Source organism: [Pseudopropionibacterium] massiliense, from assembly GCF_900607225.1.
Lineage (GTDB): Bacteria > Actinomycetota > Actinomycetes > Propionibacteriales > Propionibacteriaceae > Arachnia > Arachnia massiliensis.
Map to the genome: position 1 here is coordinate 1216580 of NZ_LR027842.1, position 15581 is coordinate 1232160.

Annotated in this window: 13 protein-coding genes and 1 pseudogene; all 14 read left to right on the forward strand. The window is 65.8% G+C overall.

The window, feature by feature from the left end; all coding sequences use genetic code 11:
• Positions 1 to 14: 14 nt before the first annotated feature.
• The 14 genes and pseudogenes from E0E39_RS05355 to E0E39_RS05420 all read left to right on the forward strand — a co-directional run bounded on the left by E0E39_RS05355 (position 15) and on the right by E0E39_RS05420 (position 15568).
• Positions 15 to 1793 (forward strand): peptidoglycan D,D-transpeptidase FtsI family protein, encoded by a 1779-nt coding sequence (locus E0E39_RS05355; RefSeq protein ID WP_130875633.1) that lies wholly within the window; start codon positions 15 to 17, stop codon positions 1791 to 1793.
• A complete protein-coding gene (locus E0E39_RS05360; RefSeq protein WP_130873803.1) occupies positions 1784 to 3307 on the forward strand; it encodes a UDP-N-acetylmuramoyl-L-alanyl-D-glutamate--2,6-diaminopimelate ligase in 1524 nt (507 codons plus the stop codon). Before E0E39_RS05355 ends, E0E39_RS05360 begins: the two co-directional genes overlap by 10 nt.
• A complete protein-coding gene (locus E0E39_RS05365; protein WP_130873804.1) occupies positions 3304 to 4737 on the forward strand; it encodes a UDP-N-acetylmuramoyl-tripeptide--D-alanyl-D-alanine ligase in 1434 nt (477 codons plus the stop codon). The genes E0E39_RS05360 and E0E39_RS05365 overlap by 4 nt, the downstream gene beginning before the upstream one ends.
• The gene (gene mraY, locus E0E39_RS05370; RefSeq protein WP_130873805.1) at positions 4734 to 5804 is read left to right on the forward strand and encodes a phospho-N-acetylmuramoyl-pentapeptide-transferase; all 1071 of its coding nucleotides are present in this window, start codon (positions 4734 to 4736) and stop codon (positions 5802 to 5804) included. The genes E0E39_RS05365 and mraY overlap by 4 nt, the downstream gene beginning before the upstream one ends.
• Positions 5786 to 7255, forward strand: coding sequence for a UDP-N-acetylmuramoyl-L-alanine--D-glutamate ligase (murD, locus tag E0E39_RS05375; protein ID WP_130873806.1), 1470 nt, complete (start codon positions 5786 to 5788; stop codon positions 7253 to 7255). Before mraY ends, murD begins: the two co-directional genes overlap by 19 nt.
• 47 nt (positions 7256 to 7302) lie before the next feature.
• Entirely contained in the window at positions 7303 to 8493 is a 1191-nt protein-coding gene (gene ftsW, locus E0E39_RS05380; RefSeq protein WP_165444651.1) for a putative lipid II flippase FtsW, read from the forward strand.
• The gene (gene murG, locus E0E39_RS05385; protein ID WP_130873808.1) at positions 8490 to 9587 is read left to right on the forward strand and encodes an undecaprenyldiphospho-muramoylpentapeptide beta-N-acetylglucosaminyltransferase; all 1098 of its coding nucleotides are present in this window, start codon (positions 8490 to 8492) and stop codon (positions 9585 to 9587) included. The genes ftsW and murG overlap by 4 nt, the downstream gene beginning before the upstream one ends.
• Complete coding sequence (gene murC, locus E0E39_RS05390; protein ID WP_130873809.1) at positions 9584 to 11035, forward strand: UDP-N-acetylmuramate--L-alanine ligase; 1452 nt, start codon at positions 9584 to 9586, stop codon at positions 11033 to 11035. Before murG ends, murC begins: the two co-directional genes overlap by 4 nt.
• Positions 11032 to 11751 (forward strand): cell division protein FtsQ/DivIB, encoded by a 720-nt coding sequence (locus E0E39_RS05395; RefSeq protein ID WP_130873810.1) that lies wholly within the window; start codon positions 11032 to 11034, stop codon positions 11749 to 11751. Before murC ends, E0E39_RS05395 begins: the two co-directional genes overlap by 4 nt.
• Positions 11752 to 11872: 121 nt before the next feature.
• Positions 11873 to 12821 (forward strand): annotated as a pseudogene (gene ftsZ / locus E0E39_RS05400) (cell division protein FtsZ); the annotation flags it as partial.
• A gap of 358 nt (positions 12822 to 13179) precedes the next feature.
• Entirely contained in the window at positions 13180 to 13704 is a 525-nt protein-coding gene (locus E0E39_RS05405; protein WP_245988406.1) for a cell division protein SepF, read from the forward strand.
• A 4-nt stretch (positions 13705 to 13708) separates the two neighbouring features.
• Positions 13709 to 13993, forward strand: a complete 285-nt coding sequence (locus E0E39_RS05410; protein WP_130873813.1) for a YggT family protein — start codon at positions 13709 to 13711, stop codon at positions 13991 to 13993.
• A gap of 120 nt (positions 13994 to 14113) precedes the next feature.
• Complete coding sequence (locus E0E39_RS05415; protein WP_130873814.1) at positions 14114 to 15067, forward strand: DivIVA domain-containing protein; 954 nt, start codon at positions 14114 to 14116, stop codon at positions 15065 to 15067.
• 81 nt (positions 15068 to 15148) lie between these two features.
• Positions 15149 to 15568, forward strand: a complete 420-nt coding sequence (locus E0E39_RS05420) for a TraR/DksA family transcriptional regulator (protein WP_130873815.1) — start codon at positions 15149 to 15151, stop codon at positions 15566 to 15568.
• The last annotated feature ends 13 nt before the right edge of the window (positions 15569 to 15581 follow it).

Genomic DNA, 15581 nt, shown 5'->3' on the forward strand with positions numbered 1-15581 from the left:
TCGGACGCTCCAGCATGCGTATCCGCGCGTTCATGATGGCCCTGTTGCTGCTGGTGATGGTCTGCGTCGGACGCGCCGTTCAACTGCAGGCCCTCGAGGCCCAGAGTTTTGCCGCCCAGGCCGCGGAGAAGATGCAGAACACCAGGGAACTGTTGCCCGAACGTGGTGCCATCACCGACCGCAACGGGGTGGTGCTCGCCACCACCCAGCCGGCCATGCACATCACGGCCGACCCGGACATGGTTCAGAGCAACGGGGCGGACAAACGCTATCCGATGAGCGCGAAGAAACAGGAGGAGGCCGATGCCGCTCCGAAGGCCGTGGCCAAAATCCTCGCCACGCATCTGGGTGGCAACGAGTCCGGGTACCTGGAGATCCTGTCGGCCACGGGAGTCAGGTACGCGGAAATCGCCAGGCACGTCCCGGCGGCCACCTGGACCGAGATCGAGAATGACATGCGCAAAGGTATTGACGGGGACGGCAAGCGCCGCTGGTACGGCCTTTTCGCCGAGAGCGACCCTCTGCGCACCTACCCGAACCGGACGCTCGCCAGCAACGTCGTCGGTTTCGTCAACGGGGAGGGGAAAGGAGCCGCGGGACTCGAGGGGCTGCTCGACCCGCAGTTGACCGGGATTCCTGGACAGGAGGTCTACGAACGTTCGACCTACGGTCGCATCCCGCTGGGAACCAGCGTTCTCACCCCGCCGGTGAACGGCGCGAGCTACTCGTTGACACTGGACGCCGACCTGCAGTGGTTCGCGGAGCAGGCACTGGCCGATGGCATTGCGAAGGCCGGTGCGAAAACCGGTTCGGTTCTCGTGATGAACCCGAACAACGGAGAAATTCTGGCTCTGGCGACGGCGCCCTCCTTCGACTCTGCCAACCCCGGTGCCACTGATGCCGGGAACCTCGGCAACCGCACGGTGACCGAGGCCTATGAGCCGGGTTCCACGGAGAAGGTACTGACCATGGCAGCCCTGACGGACTCGGGGTTGGTGACTCCTGACACGAAGGTCGACGTTCCTGCCAGCATTGCATCCGGGAGCGGCACCGTCACGGATTCCTTCGAACACGGGAGGCTCAAACTGACCGCCCGTGGCGTGGTCGCGCAGTCCTCGAACATCGGCACCATCAAGCTCGCCCGTCAGATGGACAAGGCGAAACTGCACGAGTACCTGACTTCGTTCGGGCTCGGTTCGGCCCCGGGATCGGGATTGCCCGCGGAAACCGCCGGCTCTCTTCCAGGAGCGGACATGGCCGACTACACGCGCGACCAGATCTCCTTCGGGCAGGGACTGTCCGTCTCGGTCGTGCAGATGGGGGCAGCGCTCTCCGCGGTCGTCAACGGTGGCACCTACCATCAGCCGAGGATCATCCACTCCGCCACGAACCCTGACGGAACCCCGATCGCGCTGGCAACCCCGGCATCGCGCCGCGTGATCTCGGAGGATGCGTCTGGCATGGTGGTCAACATGATGGAATCTGTCATCACGAGCGTCAGCTCAGAGCGGGCGATTCCCGGATATCGCACCGCGGGCAAATCCGGTACCGCTCAGCGCTACGACTCCAGCTGCAAGTGTTACAACGGCTACACCTCGTCGTTCGTCGGGATTGCTCCGGCGGAGAATCCTCAGTTGCTGGTCTACGTCGTGCTCGATCAGCCAACGAACGGCAATCTCGGAAGCCAATTGGCCCTACCCGTGGTCAACAACGTTCTCCAGATGGCGCTGCCCAGGTACAACGTGGCTCCTTCGAGTACCCCTGCGCCGAAGGAGCCACTGGAGTGGGAGTGAGAACGCTCAGGCCGGAGTTCGTTTCCCCCGTCGCCATCCGGGAAGTGGTGGCCGGGCTCGGTGTGTCCGGTGAGACCGGGTCCATTTTCACGACGGGGGTCTGTCTCGACTCGCGCCTGGTGCGCCCGGGCGACATCTACGTTGCCCTGCCGGGGTTCCATGCCCACGGAGCAGTGTTCAGCATGCAGGCCGTGGAACAGGGAGCCGTCGCCGTACTGACAGACCCGGATGGGGCCCGGATCGCGGAGGAAGCCGGTGTTCCGGTGCTGGTCAGCGAACGACTGCGTCCCACGATGGCCGAGGTGAGTGCCCGCGTCTACGGCAAACCCGCGAGCGAGCTGGAACTTTTCGGGGTCACGGGCACCAACGGCAAGACCACCACGGTCGCCCTGCTGGAGGCCACGCTTGCCGCCACGGGACGGCGTGTCGGGACAATCGGGACGCTCGGTTTCCGTCTCGGCGGTGTGGCACTGCCATCAGGTCGCTCCACAGTGACCACACCCGACTCACCGGATCTCCAGGCCTTGCTCGCGCTGATGAGGGAGCGGGGTGCGGAAGCGGTGGCGATCGAGGTGTCAAGCCACGCCATGGCCATGTCGCGTGCGGATGCCCTGAGGTTCGAGGTGGCGGCCTTCCTCAATCTGGGGCGGGATCACCTCGACTTCCACCGCGACATGGAGGAGTACTTCGAGGCCAAGGCCTCGCTGTTCACCCCCGAGCACACCCGGGCTGCCGTGGTCTGGATCGACGACGAACACGGCCGCCGAATCGCCGACAGGGTCCGAGGAACTGGTCTTCCGTTGGCCACGGTCGGCACGTGCGAGGAAGCCGACTACAGGCTGACGGGATACGAACCGATCGCTCCGCTGGGTGGGCGTGCGCAATTGCGCACCGCATCGGGGGGGATGACGGTGGAACTGGCGCTACCCGGCTGGCACAACATGGTGGATGCGGCCATCGCCGCGGCGATGCTCGAACGCGCGGGGATCCCGGTCGAGGCCACGCTTCCGGGCCTGGCGCGGGCGCAGGTCCCCGGGCGGATGCAGGTGCTCCCGCTGCCCGAGGCGGCCCCGACCGTGGTCGTGGACTTTGCCCACACCCCGCAGGCCGTGGCGGCAACCCTGGATGCGCTCCAGGGATTCAGCGAGGTGATAACCGTTGTCGGTTGTGGTGGGGACCGGGATCCGGACAAACGTCCCCTGATGGGACGTGCCGCGGCTGAACGCAGCGACGTTCTGATCATCACGGATGACAACCCACGAACCGAGGAGCCGGCCGACATCCGGGCCGCTGTGCTCGCAGGAACCGGGGAATCGCGGGCCAGGGTCATCGAGGTCGGGGGAAGGGGTGAGGCGATCGGGCTGGCGCTCACGACAGCAGGGCGCGGTAGTGTTGTGGCGATTCTCGGGAAGGGACACGAACAGGGCCAGCAGATTGGCGATCGGATCGTGGCCTTCGACGATGCCGTGGTCGCTCTCGAGACCTGGCGACGGATGGAAGGAAGTGGTCGATGAGGGCGAGGCGGCTCAGCGAGCTGGTGGAGTTGATGCAGCCAGCGGCCGTCGAGGTGGTGGGTGATGACACCGTGGTCGGTCCCGATGTGGTGCTGGACAATCGTGCAGCCACTCCCGGCAGTCTTTTCGTCGCCATTCCTGGCGCCCGGGTCGACGGTCATGCCTTCGCCCCGCAGGCCGTGGCCGCTGGGGCCGCAGCGGTGCTCGGCAGTTCCGTGACCGAGGCCGAGGTTCCCCACATCCTGGTCGAGGACACCGTGCAGGGGCTCTCGTGGCTTGCGCGGGGCCTGGTGCGGGAAGAGCGTGCTCGGGGAATGGCGAGCATCGGGGTGACGGGATCATCCGGGAAGACCTCCACCAAGGATCTGCTCGCACAGGTGCTCGAGGCGAAGGGCGCCACCGTGGCGCCGGTGGGAAATCGGAACAACGAGATCGGTGTGCCACTGACGGCATGCCGGATCGATGGGACAACGCAGTTCCTCGTCAGCGAGATGGGGTCCCGGGGGATCGGGCACATCGAGTGGCTCACATCACTGGTGGGCCTCGACGTCGGGGTGGTCCTGAACGTCGGGCGTGCCCACGTGGGCGAGTTCGGCGGGGTGGAGCGGACCGCCCGGGCGAAGTCGGAGATCATTGCGGGACTGGGATCCGGGGGATGGGCGGTGTTGAACGCCGACGACCCGGCCTGCCGCGCGATGCGGGACACGACCGCGGCACGGGTGGCCTGGTTCGGGGAGGGGGAGCCTCCCGCAGGGGATTTGCTGGTGAGTGCCCGTGACGTCGCGAGCGACGATTCCGCGCGGGCCACCTTCACGCTGGCCGTCACCCGGGACGGGGAAACCGCATCGGCTCCGGTGTCGCTCCGTGTGATCGGCCGGCACCAGGTGTCCAACGCCCTGGCCGCGGCCGCCGCAGGGCTGGCGGTTGGCATGACCGTCCCCGAGGTGGCCGGGGCCCTGTCGGCCGCCGAGCCCCGTTCGGACTGGAGGATGGAACTGGTGCGTTGTGATCAGGATCGGATCATCCTGAACGACGCCTACAACGCCAACCCTGACTCGATGGCCGCCGCTTTGCGGACCGCTGCGCGCCTGATCGCAGGGCAGCGTGGGCGCCATCCCGGGGCCCGCGCCGTTGCAGTGCTGGGGGACATGCTCGAACTCGGCCCCGAATCGGGGAGACTGCACGCCGAGGCCGGGGCGCTGGCCGCTGACCTCGGGATCGACGAGGTGGTCTCGGTCGGGGAGTACGCCGGGATCGTGGCGGAAGCGGCACGCGAACGGGGAATCGAGGCCCGGGTGGCCACCCGTGAGGAGGCCTCGCAGCTGGAGCTCGCACCGGGAGATCTTCTCCTGGTCAAGGGTTCGCGCAGCGTGGGTCTGGAGCTGGTGGCCGACGCCGTGACGAAACGGATCGGAGGCGTCCCCAAGTGAGAACTATCCTGGCGGCGGGCGGTCTGTCCCTCCTGCTGACCCTGCTGGTCACCCCGCAGTTCATCAAGTTCCTGACCCGGCGTCAGTACGGTCAGTTCATCCGCGACGACGGCCCCAAGGAGCACCTGACCAAGCGCGGTACCCCGACCATGGGCGGTGTCGTCATCATCGCATCCGTGGTGCTGTCCTATTTCCTGGCCCATCTGATCCTGTGGGAATCGGTGACGGTCTCCGGGGTGCTGCTGGTCGGGGTCATGACCGCCCTGGGTTTCCTGGGTTTCCTGGATGACTGGGCGAAGATATCCAAGGAACGCTCCCTGGGACTCACCCCGAGGGGGAAGCTGATCGGGCAATTCGCGATCGGCGGGGTCTTCGCGGTGCTGGCTCTCAACTTCCCCGACGAACGCGGACTCCGCCCCGCATCGGAGTTCGTGTCCTTCCTGCGCGACCTGCCCTGGTTGCACCTCCCGTTCTTCCTGGCCGTGATCTGGATCGTCTTCCTGCTGATGGCCTGGCCCAACGCCACCAACCTGACCGACGGTCTCGACGGGCTGCTCGCGGGCAGCGCGACACTGGTGTTCGCGACCTTCTCGTTGGTCAACATCTGGCAGTTCAACCAGTGGTGCGGAAGAGTTTCCAGCGTCGGTCCCCTCTGCTACGAGGTGCGTGACCCGTACGACCTGGCGGTGGTCTCGACAGCGCTCGCCGGTTCCTGTTTCGGCTTCCTGTGGTGGAACGCCAAACCCGCCCGGATCTTCATGGGCGACACCGGCTCCATGGCCATCGGCGCGGCCCTGGCGGGATTGTCGATCATGACCCGCACGGAGCTGCTGTTGGTGATCATGGGTTTCCTGTTCGTCATGGAGGCCGGCTCCGTGGCGCTCCAGGTGGGGTATTTCAAGGCGACGAAGGGCAAACGCATCTTCAAGATGTCGCCCATCCACCACCATTTCGAGCTTCTCGGGTGGCAGGAGGTCACGGTGGTGATCCGGTTCTGGATCATCTGCGGCCTGTGCGTTGCCATCGGTGTCGGTATCTTCTACGCGGAATGGGTGGTTGGTCAGTGAGGGAGTTCCTGTTGACGGCGAATCGGCTGAGTGACTGGAGCCGGGTGCACGCCGTCGTGGCGGGTCTTGGCGTCTCGGGGTACTCGGCGGCCGACGGGCTGTTGTCGCTCGGTGCACGGGTCACGGTCCTCGACGAGTCGACGGCCCACGCCGACAAGGCGGCCATTCTGGAGACCCTCGACGCCACGGTGCGGCTCGGAAAGGGGGTAACCGCCGAGCTGCCCGGGGACACGGACCTGGTGGTCACATCCCCGGGGTGGCGGCCCGACGCCCCGCTGCTCACCCGGGCGCTGTCCCGCGGGATCCCGGTGTGGGGGGACATCGAACTCGCCTGGCGGATGCAGCAGCCCGACCGTGTGATTCCGTGGCTCGGGGTCACCGGAACCAACGGCAAGACCACCACCACCCAGATGGCCGAGTCCATGCTCCGGGCCGCCGGGATGCGGGCGGCGGCGGTCGGGAACATCGGCCGCCCCATCGTGGAGGCCATTCTCGACGACGAACCCTACGACGCGCTGGTGGTCGAGCTGTCCAGTTTCCAGCTGCACTGGGTGCACACCCTCGCCCTCCACTCCGCGGCGGTGCTGAACCTGCACGAGGATCACCTCGAGTTCTACGACGGACCCGGCGGGTACGAACGCTACGTGGCCGACAAGGCAAGGATCTTCGAACGGGTCACGAACGCCTGCGTCTACAACGTGGCCGAGCCGGAGACCGAACGCCTGGTGGAGGAGGCCGAGGTCACGGAAGGGGCCCGGGCCATCGGTTTCACCACCGGCATCCCGGCGATCTCCATGGTCGGTGTGGTGGACGGCCTGATTGTCGATCGCGCCTTCGTCCCCCAGCGGCACAGCTCCGCGCTGGAACTCGCCAAGGTCACCGACGTGCAACCCTACGCCCCACACAACGTCGCCAACGCCTGCGCCGCGGCCGCGCTGGTGCGCAGCCTAGGGGTTCCGGCGAGGGCCGTGGCCCAGGGGCTTCACGACCTGCGACTCGCGGGGCACCGCATCGCGGAGGTGGCAGAGATCAACGGTGTGCGCTGGATCGACGACTCGAAGGCGACGAACCCGCACGCGGCGGATTCGGCGATGCAGGCCTTTCCGTCGTTCGTGTGGGTGGCGGGCGGTCAGACCAAGGGAACCAGCTTCGATGATCTGATCACCACTCATCGTGACCGGATCCGGGCCGCGATTCTCATCGGCGTCGACCGGCAGGTCATAGCTGACTCATTGTCCCGACACGCGCCCGATGTTCCGGTGATCATCCTGGACAGCAGCGACCATGGGGTGATGGACGAGGTGGTCTCCCACGCGGCGCGTCTTGCCCGCGAGGGCGACGCGGTGCTCCTGAGCCCCGGAAGCGCCTCGCTCGACATGTTCACGGGCTACGACGACCGCGGAGAGTGTTTTGCCGCCGCGGTCCGGAGCCTTCAGGCACCGAGCAGTTAGGCACGCCAATGGCCAAAGCGCCCTCTGCCGGACGGTCGTCCGGCACCATGGTGCGTGCACTGACCCGGTCCCCGATGGCCGATCACCATCTCATCATCTTCGCGACGGTCATCCTCACGGCCATCGGGGAGATGATGGTGTTGTCGTCGTCGTCGGTGATCGCCCTCTTCCAGGGCGAATCCCCCTACTACTACATGATTCGCCAGCTCATCTTCCTGATCGTCGGTTTGCTCCTGATGATCCCCGTCAGCCGTATGAAACCGGAGACCTTGCGAAAACTCGCGGCTCCCGCGTGGGTTGCCGCCATGATCGGGTTGATACTCGTCCAGACCCCGCTGGGATACGAGACCAATGGCAACCGCAACTGGATCCGGATCGGTGGTCTGCTGACCATCCAGCCCTCGGAGTTCGCGAAACTGGTCCTGGTGCTGTGGGCAGCCGCCCTGTTCCACAACAAACGTCGCCGCTTGGAGGAACCCGCCCAGCTGCTGCTGCCCTTCATCCCGGGGGCGTTGGCGATGCTGGGGCTGATCCTCGCCGGGCGGGATCTCGGCACCGGGTTGATATTTGGCGCCATGATCTTCGCCCTGTTGTTCTTCGTCGGGACCTCGCTGCGGATCCTGGTGCCGTCGCTGCTGGCGGCGGTCGGTGTCGTGCTGGTGCTGGTGATGGGTTCGGAGAATCGCATGGCGCGTTTCATGGCCTTCTTCGATCCGCAGGCGAACCCCGACCTGGCATCCCAGCCCCTTTCTGCTCTGTACGCACTGGCCAGTGGCGGTTGGTGGGGCCTGGGGCTAGGGGCGGGCAAACAGAAATGGGGTGGATTGAAGGACGGCGCCCACACGGATTTCGTGTTCGCGGTGCTGGGTGAGGAGCTCGGCTTGTTCGGGGTGCTGCTCGTGATCGGGTTGTTCGCCCTCCTGATGCGCAGCGGTTTCCAGGTGGCGCTCAAGTCCGACAAGCTGTTCAATCGCATCGCTGCCTCCGGTGTGACCGCATGGTTCCTGCTCCAGGCGATCGTCAACATAATGGTCGTCATGAACCTGCTGCCCGTCCTCGGCGTCCCGCTACCCTTCATCTCCTCAGGAGGTTCCGCCCTCATGGCCAATCTGCTGGCCGTCGCCGTTCTGTTGTCCTGCGCCCGGGACACCCCCAGTGCCCGCGCCTACCTCGAGAACCGGCGCCGCGGAGCGGGCCCACGCATGACCAGTGTGCTCGCCGCAGGAGGTACTTCATGACCCGCGTCGTACTCGCCGGGGGTGGCACCGCAGGGCACACGTCCCCTCTCATCGCCACGGCCCAGGCGCTTGCCGAACTGGATCCGGAGGTGGAGATCACCTGCATCGGGACGAACAAGGGGCTCGAGACCAGGGTGATCCCGCAGGCCGGGCTCAAGCTGGAGCTGATCCGCCCCGTTCCCATGCCGCGGAAACCGAACCTCGACCTCGTGAAGCTGCCCTGGAACCTGACCCAGTCCGTGCGGGAAGCACGTGCCATCCTGCGCCGGGCGAAGGCCCAGGCGCTGATCGGGTTCGGCGGCTACGTCGCCATTCCCGCCTATCTGGCCGCCCGCACCATGCGGGTCCCGGTTCTCGTACACGAGGCGAACCTCGTGGTCGGCATCGCGAACAAGGTGGCGGCCAGGTTCGCTGCCTTCACCGGCTACACCTTCCCCGATACCCGAATCCGGGGCGGAAGACGGATCGGGATGCCGATGAACCGCACCATCACGCGACCCGGAATCACCCGGGCCGAGGCCAGGGAGCGTTTCGGACTGGACCCCGGTCGGCCCACGCTTCTCGTCAGCGGGGGCTCCCAGGGCGCGCGGGCCATCAATCAGGCGCTCTCGGCCGCGGTTCCGGCCATCCTGGACGCCGGGATCCAGGTGCTGCACGTGCTGGGAGCCAAGAATTTCACGGACGCGGATGTCGTGATCGAGTCCGGGAACGGGGCGCGCTACATCCCGGTCGCCTACGTCGACGCCATGGTCGAGGCCTACTTGGCCGCGGACCTGATGATCGGGCGGGCCGGGGCGGGCACCGTCATGGAGACGGCGGTCCTGGGACTGCCCGTGATCTTCATTCCCCTGCCATGGGGCAACGGTGAGCAGGCCCGAAACGCTGCAGGCCTGGTGGCGGACGGGGCGGGCATCCTGCTTCCCGAGGCCGAGCTCAGCGCCGATAAACTGTCGGACCTGGTGATCCCCACCATCACGGATACGGAGAAGCTGGCTCGCATGGCCGAGCTGGCTCGCCCTCACTCGCCCGCGGACGCCGCCGACGTCCTGGCGCGGGCCGCCGTGAACGTTGTTCGAGGAGAAGAGGCATCGTGAGCTTGCTCACCCCCATCGAGGTCCAGCCCGCCGCCGAGGTCGGTCCCGTTCATTTCATAGCCATCGGCGGTTCCGGGATGAACGGCATCGCCCGGCTCTACGCGAAGCTCGGCATCCCCACCAGCGGATCCGACCGGTCCGAATCCGCCACGCTGGAATCCCTGCGGGAGGCCGGGATCACCTGCTACGTCGGCCACGACGCATCCCAGCTCGGTGATGCCAGGACCGTGGTGATCTCCTCCGCGATCCGTGAGGACAACCCGGAGCTCGCGGAGGCCCGCCGCCGCGGACTGCGGGTCTGGCATCGTTCGGCGGCGCTGGCCGCCCTCATGCTGGGCAAGCGGGGGGTCTCGATAGCCGGCACCCACGGCAAGACCACCACCACGGCCATGACAGCCGTCATGCTGCAACAGGCCGGAGCAGATCCCAGCTACGTCATCGGAGGGAAGCTCGCGGCCACCGGGGTCAGCTCCGACATAGGCACGGGGGATGCCTTCGTCATCGAGGCGGATGAGTCGGACGGGTCCTTCCTCCAGTACCCGACCCGGATCGCGATCATCACCAGCGTCGAACCCGATCACCTGGTCAACTGGGGCACCCCGGAGGCCTACACCGAGGGATACCACACCTTCGCGACCCTCCCCACCGTCGAGTGGGTGATCATCAACGTGGACGATCCCGGCGCCCGCGCGCTGGCCGACAGGCTCCGTGCCGAAGATCGGAAGGTGATCCGCTACGGATTCGCCGAGGACGCCGACGTGCGGGTCACGGATGCCCGCCCGGTCAGGGAGGGAATCACCGGAACCCTCCGATACGGGGACGAGACGAGTGTGCTCCGGCTCAAGGTGCCGGGCAACCACAACCTGTCCAACGCCTCGGCCGCCTACGCGGCGGGCCGGGTCCTCGGTCTCGGGCACGAGGAGGCGCTGGCGGCGCTCGGGCGGTTCACGGGAACGCTGCGCCGGTTCCAGCTCATCACCGACACCGCCGGGATCCGGGTCTATGACGACTACGCCCACCACCCGACGGAGATCCGGGCGGCCCTGACCGCCGCGCGGCACGCCACCGAGGTCGGCAACGACGACACGGGACTCGAAGGGCGGCTGATCGCCTGCTTCCAGCCCCACCTGTACTCCCGGACCGCGGACTTCCACGAGGAGTTCGGCGAGGTGTTGACCCTCGCCGACATCGCGGTGATCAACGATGTCTGTGGCGATCGCGAGGATCCGATCCCAGGGGTCACGGGCCAGCTCGTGGTGGATGCCGCCCGGCGGCACGGAGTTCGTGACGTGGTCTACGTGGTGGACAAGTATGACCTCCCCGCGGCCCTGAACGAGATCTCTCGTCCCGGAGACCTCATCATCACCCTCGGATGTGGTGATGTCACGATCGTGGGTCCTTTGCTGGCACCTCTCCTGGCCCGGCGTCCGGAGGCGCAGAACCGTTGACGAACGCCCCGGGTGAGTTCGCGAAGGCGTTGCAGACCAAGCTCCGCAAGCGGCGCCGGGCCCGTTGGGTGATTCTGGGGTCCGGGCTCCTGGTGGCGTTGCTGGTCGGGATCGCCACGTGGCTGGTCTGGTTCTCGTCGGTGCTCGCAGCGACCGAGGTCAGGATCAACGGTGTGTCGCTGCTCACCGAGCAGCAGGTCACCGACGCCGCTGCCGTCGAGCTCGGCGGCCCGCTCGCCACACAGGACGTGGACGCCATTCGCGCTCGCGTCGCTGCGTTGGCGCCGGTGGCCGAGGTACGTGTGGAGAGACGTTTTCCGCACACCATCGAGATCACCGTCACCGAGCGCACTCTCGCCTACGTGTGGATGGACGAGGGTGTGGCCCGCTGGGTCGATGCGGACGGTGTGGTGTTCCACGAGGGAGGAGAAACGGCGCAGGGGATCGTCACGGCCAGTATCACGGCCCCCGATCAGCGCCTATTGAAAGATGTGGCCACGGTGGTCTCCGCCGTGGTACCGGTGTTGGGGGAACGGGTCGCACTGCTCCAGGCCTCGGCCGTGGATCGAATCGAGATCCAGTTGTCCGACGGTGACACCGTCGTGTGGGGTAGTGCGGAACAATCCCAGGTGAAGGCCCGGGTGCTTTCGGTGCTGCTGAGTCAGGAAGCCAGCGTCTATGACGTCTCGGCTCCGCACGCTCCGACGACACGCTGACAACCCGTGAAACCCTCAACCTCTGGTTGAGGTGATTTCTGGAAGTTGCGGCATGGTCGTTGGATAGTGCGCCCGTCTGCCCCTAGCCTTCTTTTCGACTACGAGGACAGGAATGGCGGTCATGGCAAGCGCATCTCAGAACTACCTGGCGGTTATAAAGGTCGTTGGTGTCGGCGGCGGTGGGGTGAACGCCGTCAACCGAATGATCGAGGCCGGGTTGCGCGGTGTTGAGTTCATTGCCGTCAACACCGACGCTCAGGCGCTGCTCATGAGTGATGCCGACGTCAAACTCGATGTCGGTCGCGAGCTGACCCGTGGCCTGGGGGCCGGAGCGGATCCCTCCAAGGGACGCCAGGCCGCCGAGGATCATGCCGAGGACATCGAGGAGGCCCTCAAGGGAGCCGACATGGTTTTCGTCACGGCAGGTGAGGGAGGCGGCACCGGCACGGGAGCCGCGCCCATCGTCGCCAAGATCGCTCGTTCCCTCGGAGCCCTCACGATCGGGGTGGTGACACGCCCGTTCTCCTTCGAGGGGCGCCGTCGTGCCACTCAGGCCGACTCCGGCATAGAGGCGTTGCGGGAGGAAGTCGACACACTGATCGTCATCCCCAACGACAAGCTGCTGCAGATGACCGATCATCAGGTGGCCATCCTCGATGCCTTCAAACAGGCGGACCAAGTTCTGATGCAGGGTGTTTCCGGCATCACGGACCTGATCACCACTCCCGGCCTGATCAATCTTGACTTCGCGGACGTCAAATCGATCATGAGCCAGGCGGGTTCGGCCCTGATGGGTATCGGGTCGGCCCGAGGCGAGGATCGAGCCCGAGCCGCGGCGGAGATGGCCATCTCCTCGCCGCTGCTCGAGGCGAGCATCGACGGTGCCCATGGTGTGCTGCTGTCGATCGCCGGTGGTTCGGATCTCGGTTTGTTCGAGGTCTCGGCAGCGGCCCAGCTCATCGAGGAGGCCGCGCACGACGAGGCCAACATCATCTTCGGCACGGTCATCGACGACGCATTGGGGGATGAGGTCCGGATCACCGTCATCGCAGCCGGCTTCGACGGTGGACATCCGCTGCCCCGTCCGCCGCGCCTCGAGACCACCCGGGGCAATCAGCAGCAGTCGCCACCCCGTGCCGGTGGTTTCGGCGGTCCCAGCGGCGGCCCCAGTCCACTGGCGGGAGGGACGCCTCTCACCGGTTCCCGCGCGTCCCATGCGACTCCCCCCCACATCACACCCATGCAACCGAGTCGTCCGGAGCCACGGCCCCTGCGGGCGGACGATGACGACGACCTGGATGTACCCGACTTCATGAAATGACGGCGTGTCGGCAGTCATTGCACCCGGTTGCGGGCACCCTGTCTGTAGTCTCAAGCGAAAGTGTTTTAGGGAGGCGTGCCGTGGGTGTACGGAAGCTGGCTGAATGGATGGGTCTCGTCGAGGACGGGCGCTACAGCGACCCCAAGGACGAGCTGTCCGAAGAGTACTCAGTGGATGAGTACGTGGAGCCGGAACCCGAGCCCAAGCCCGTGGCCAAGCTTCACCGCCATCCTCATGCTGCCAGGCCCGAGCCTGCCGCACCCGCTCCGGCGCAGGTCCACAGTCCCGCTCCGGCCCCCGCGGTGACTTCTCTTCCCGCCACCCCAACCCTGGAGCCGCGTCAGGTGACAGACCTCAGCAGAATCATCTATGTGCGACCTCGCAGCTACAACGAGGCGCGCTCCATCGGTGAGAACTATCGTGACGGGATCCCCGTCATCATGAACCTCTCCGACATGGAGCGCGGGGAGGACAAGAGGCTCGTGGACTTCGCCGCTGGCCTGATCTTCGGGTTGCGCGGCAACATCGAGCGCATTTCCAGCCAGGTCTTCCTGCTGTGCCCGCACAACCTCGTCGTCGGCCCGGAGGACAAGCAGAAGCTGGCCACAGGCGGTTTCTTCAACCAGAGTTGATCCCGTGGTTGCGCTGACGCTGTTCTGGCTCCTCCAGATCTACATGCTGATCCTCCTGGCGAGGGTCCTGCTCTCATGGGTGCCGGTGGTGAGTCGGGGCTGGACTCCTCGCGGGATTGCGCTGGTGCTGGTGGAGTCCGTCTACTTCGTCACCGATCCTCCCCTGAAGCTGCTTCGCTCGTTCATCAAACCCATGCGGATGGGAGCGGTTTCACTGGACCTGGGGGTGCTTGTGCTGTTCCTGATCATCTACCTGCTCAGGAGCATCGTCCGCTGGATCCCGTTCTGATCCGGGCGTGTCGTGCTGGTTTCGTCGTTGGATCTGATGAAGTATTAGAGTAACCTTAACGTTGTGCCCGGGGTTTCTCAGGATCGGGTACAAAGATTTTTCAACCGTGTGGGAGTAAAGATGAGCCTGACCCTGGAAGAGGTTCGCCGAGTCCGGTTCCGGATGGCACGCCGTGGCGCCACCGGCTACGAGGTCGGTGACGTCGACACTTTCATAGACAAGGTGGAGGAGTCGTTCGCGCAGTTTGAGAACGAACGGGATCTGCTTCGCCGGGAGGTCGAGGCCGCCCGTACAACAGGGGACCCGGCACCTGCGGGCAACGATGAGGCCTTGATGGCCAAGGATCACGAGATCAACTCACTTCGAGGTGAGATCGAACGGCTGCGCAGCCAGATGGCGCAGCAGGCCAAGCAACAGGTTCCGGTAGCAGCACCCGGGCAGCTGGATGACAAGCGTGTCGCGCAACTCACCCAGGACAATGAGCGGCTTCGAAGCGAGCTCGACCGCACCCGTCGTGAACTCGATGAGGCACGCAGCAGTTCTCGTGTCAGCCACATGGCAGGAAACACGGAGACCCTTCAGGTCGCCACTCGCGAAGAAGCGACTCCCGCAGTCGTTCGGTTGGTGTCGTTGGCCACGGAGCAGGCGGAACGGCTCGTGGACGAGGCCAACAACGAGGCCCAGCGCAAGATCAACGAGGCCAAGCAGCAGGCTTACGAGATCACCAGCGATGCCCGTACCCGGGCCGAACGCATCGAATCCGAGGCCCGCGTCAACGCCGATCAGATCAACCGCGAAGCCCAGAGCCGTGCGGATCGTATGAATGGTGAGGTGGATCGCCGTCGCACGGAACTGTTTGCCGAGCTGGAGCGGGAACAAGGCATCCTCACCCAGAAGGTCGCGGCGCTGCGTGGCTTCGAGTCCAGCTACCGTGAGAACATGCGCGGCTATCTGTCACGGCATCTCGAATCCCTTGAACAGAACCTGCCGGAACCCTTGGATGTTCCGGAACTGGCCGAGCGCTCCAGGACGCCGCGTCTGGATGCGCTCGCCGCTCAGGACCGCTTGGCCTGAGTGAAAGGCAGAAAACTGGTGATGGTCCGGTGAGGGTGTACTCTCGCCGGACCATCCAACTCAAAACCCCCGAGGACGACAATGCCACCCAGCAACCCCCCAGAGCCTGTGATCCTTCCAGTTCGTGACGGTGAGGAGCCATGGACCCCGGAGGAGATCCAGGAGCAACGCGAAGTCCTCGTTGAGGAGCTGGACAGGCTGGACAAAAAGGTGGCCGCCACCGACAGCGAGCTGAGCGATCTTCTGCTCCAGGGCAATGACGGCGCCGGACGAGACCCGGCGGACGTGGGCTCATCCAATTTTGAACGTGACCAGGAACTGTCCTTGGCGCAGAACGCCCGCGAGATGGCCGATCAGGCGAGGCTCGCCCTGCATCTGTTCGACGAGGGCCAGTACGGGCTCTGCGAGGTCTGCGGGAATCCGATCGGGAAGGGCAGGCTTCAGGTCTTCCCACGGGCGACGATGTGCGTCGCATGCAAACAACGTGAGGAACGCCGCTGAACCGCAGGCCCCC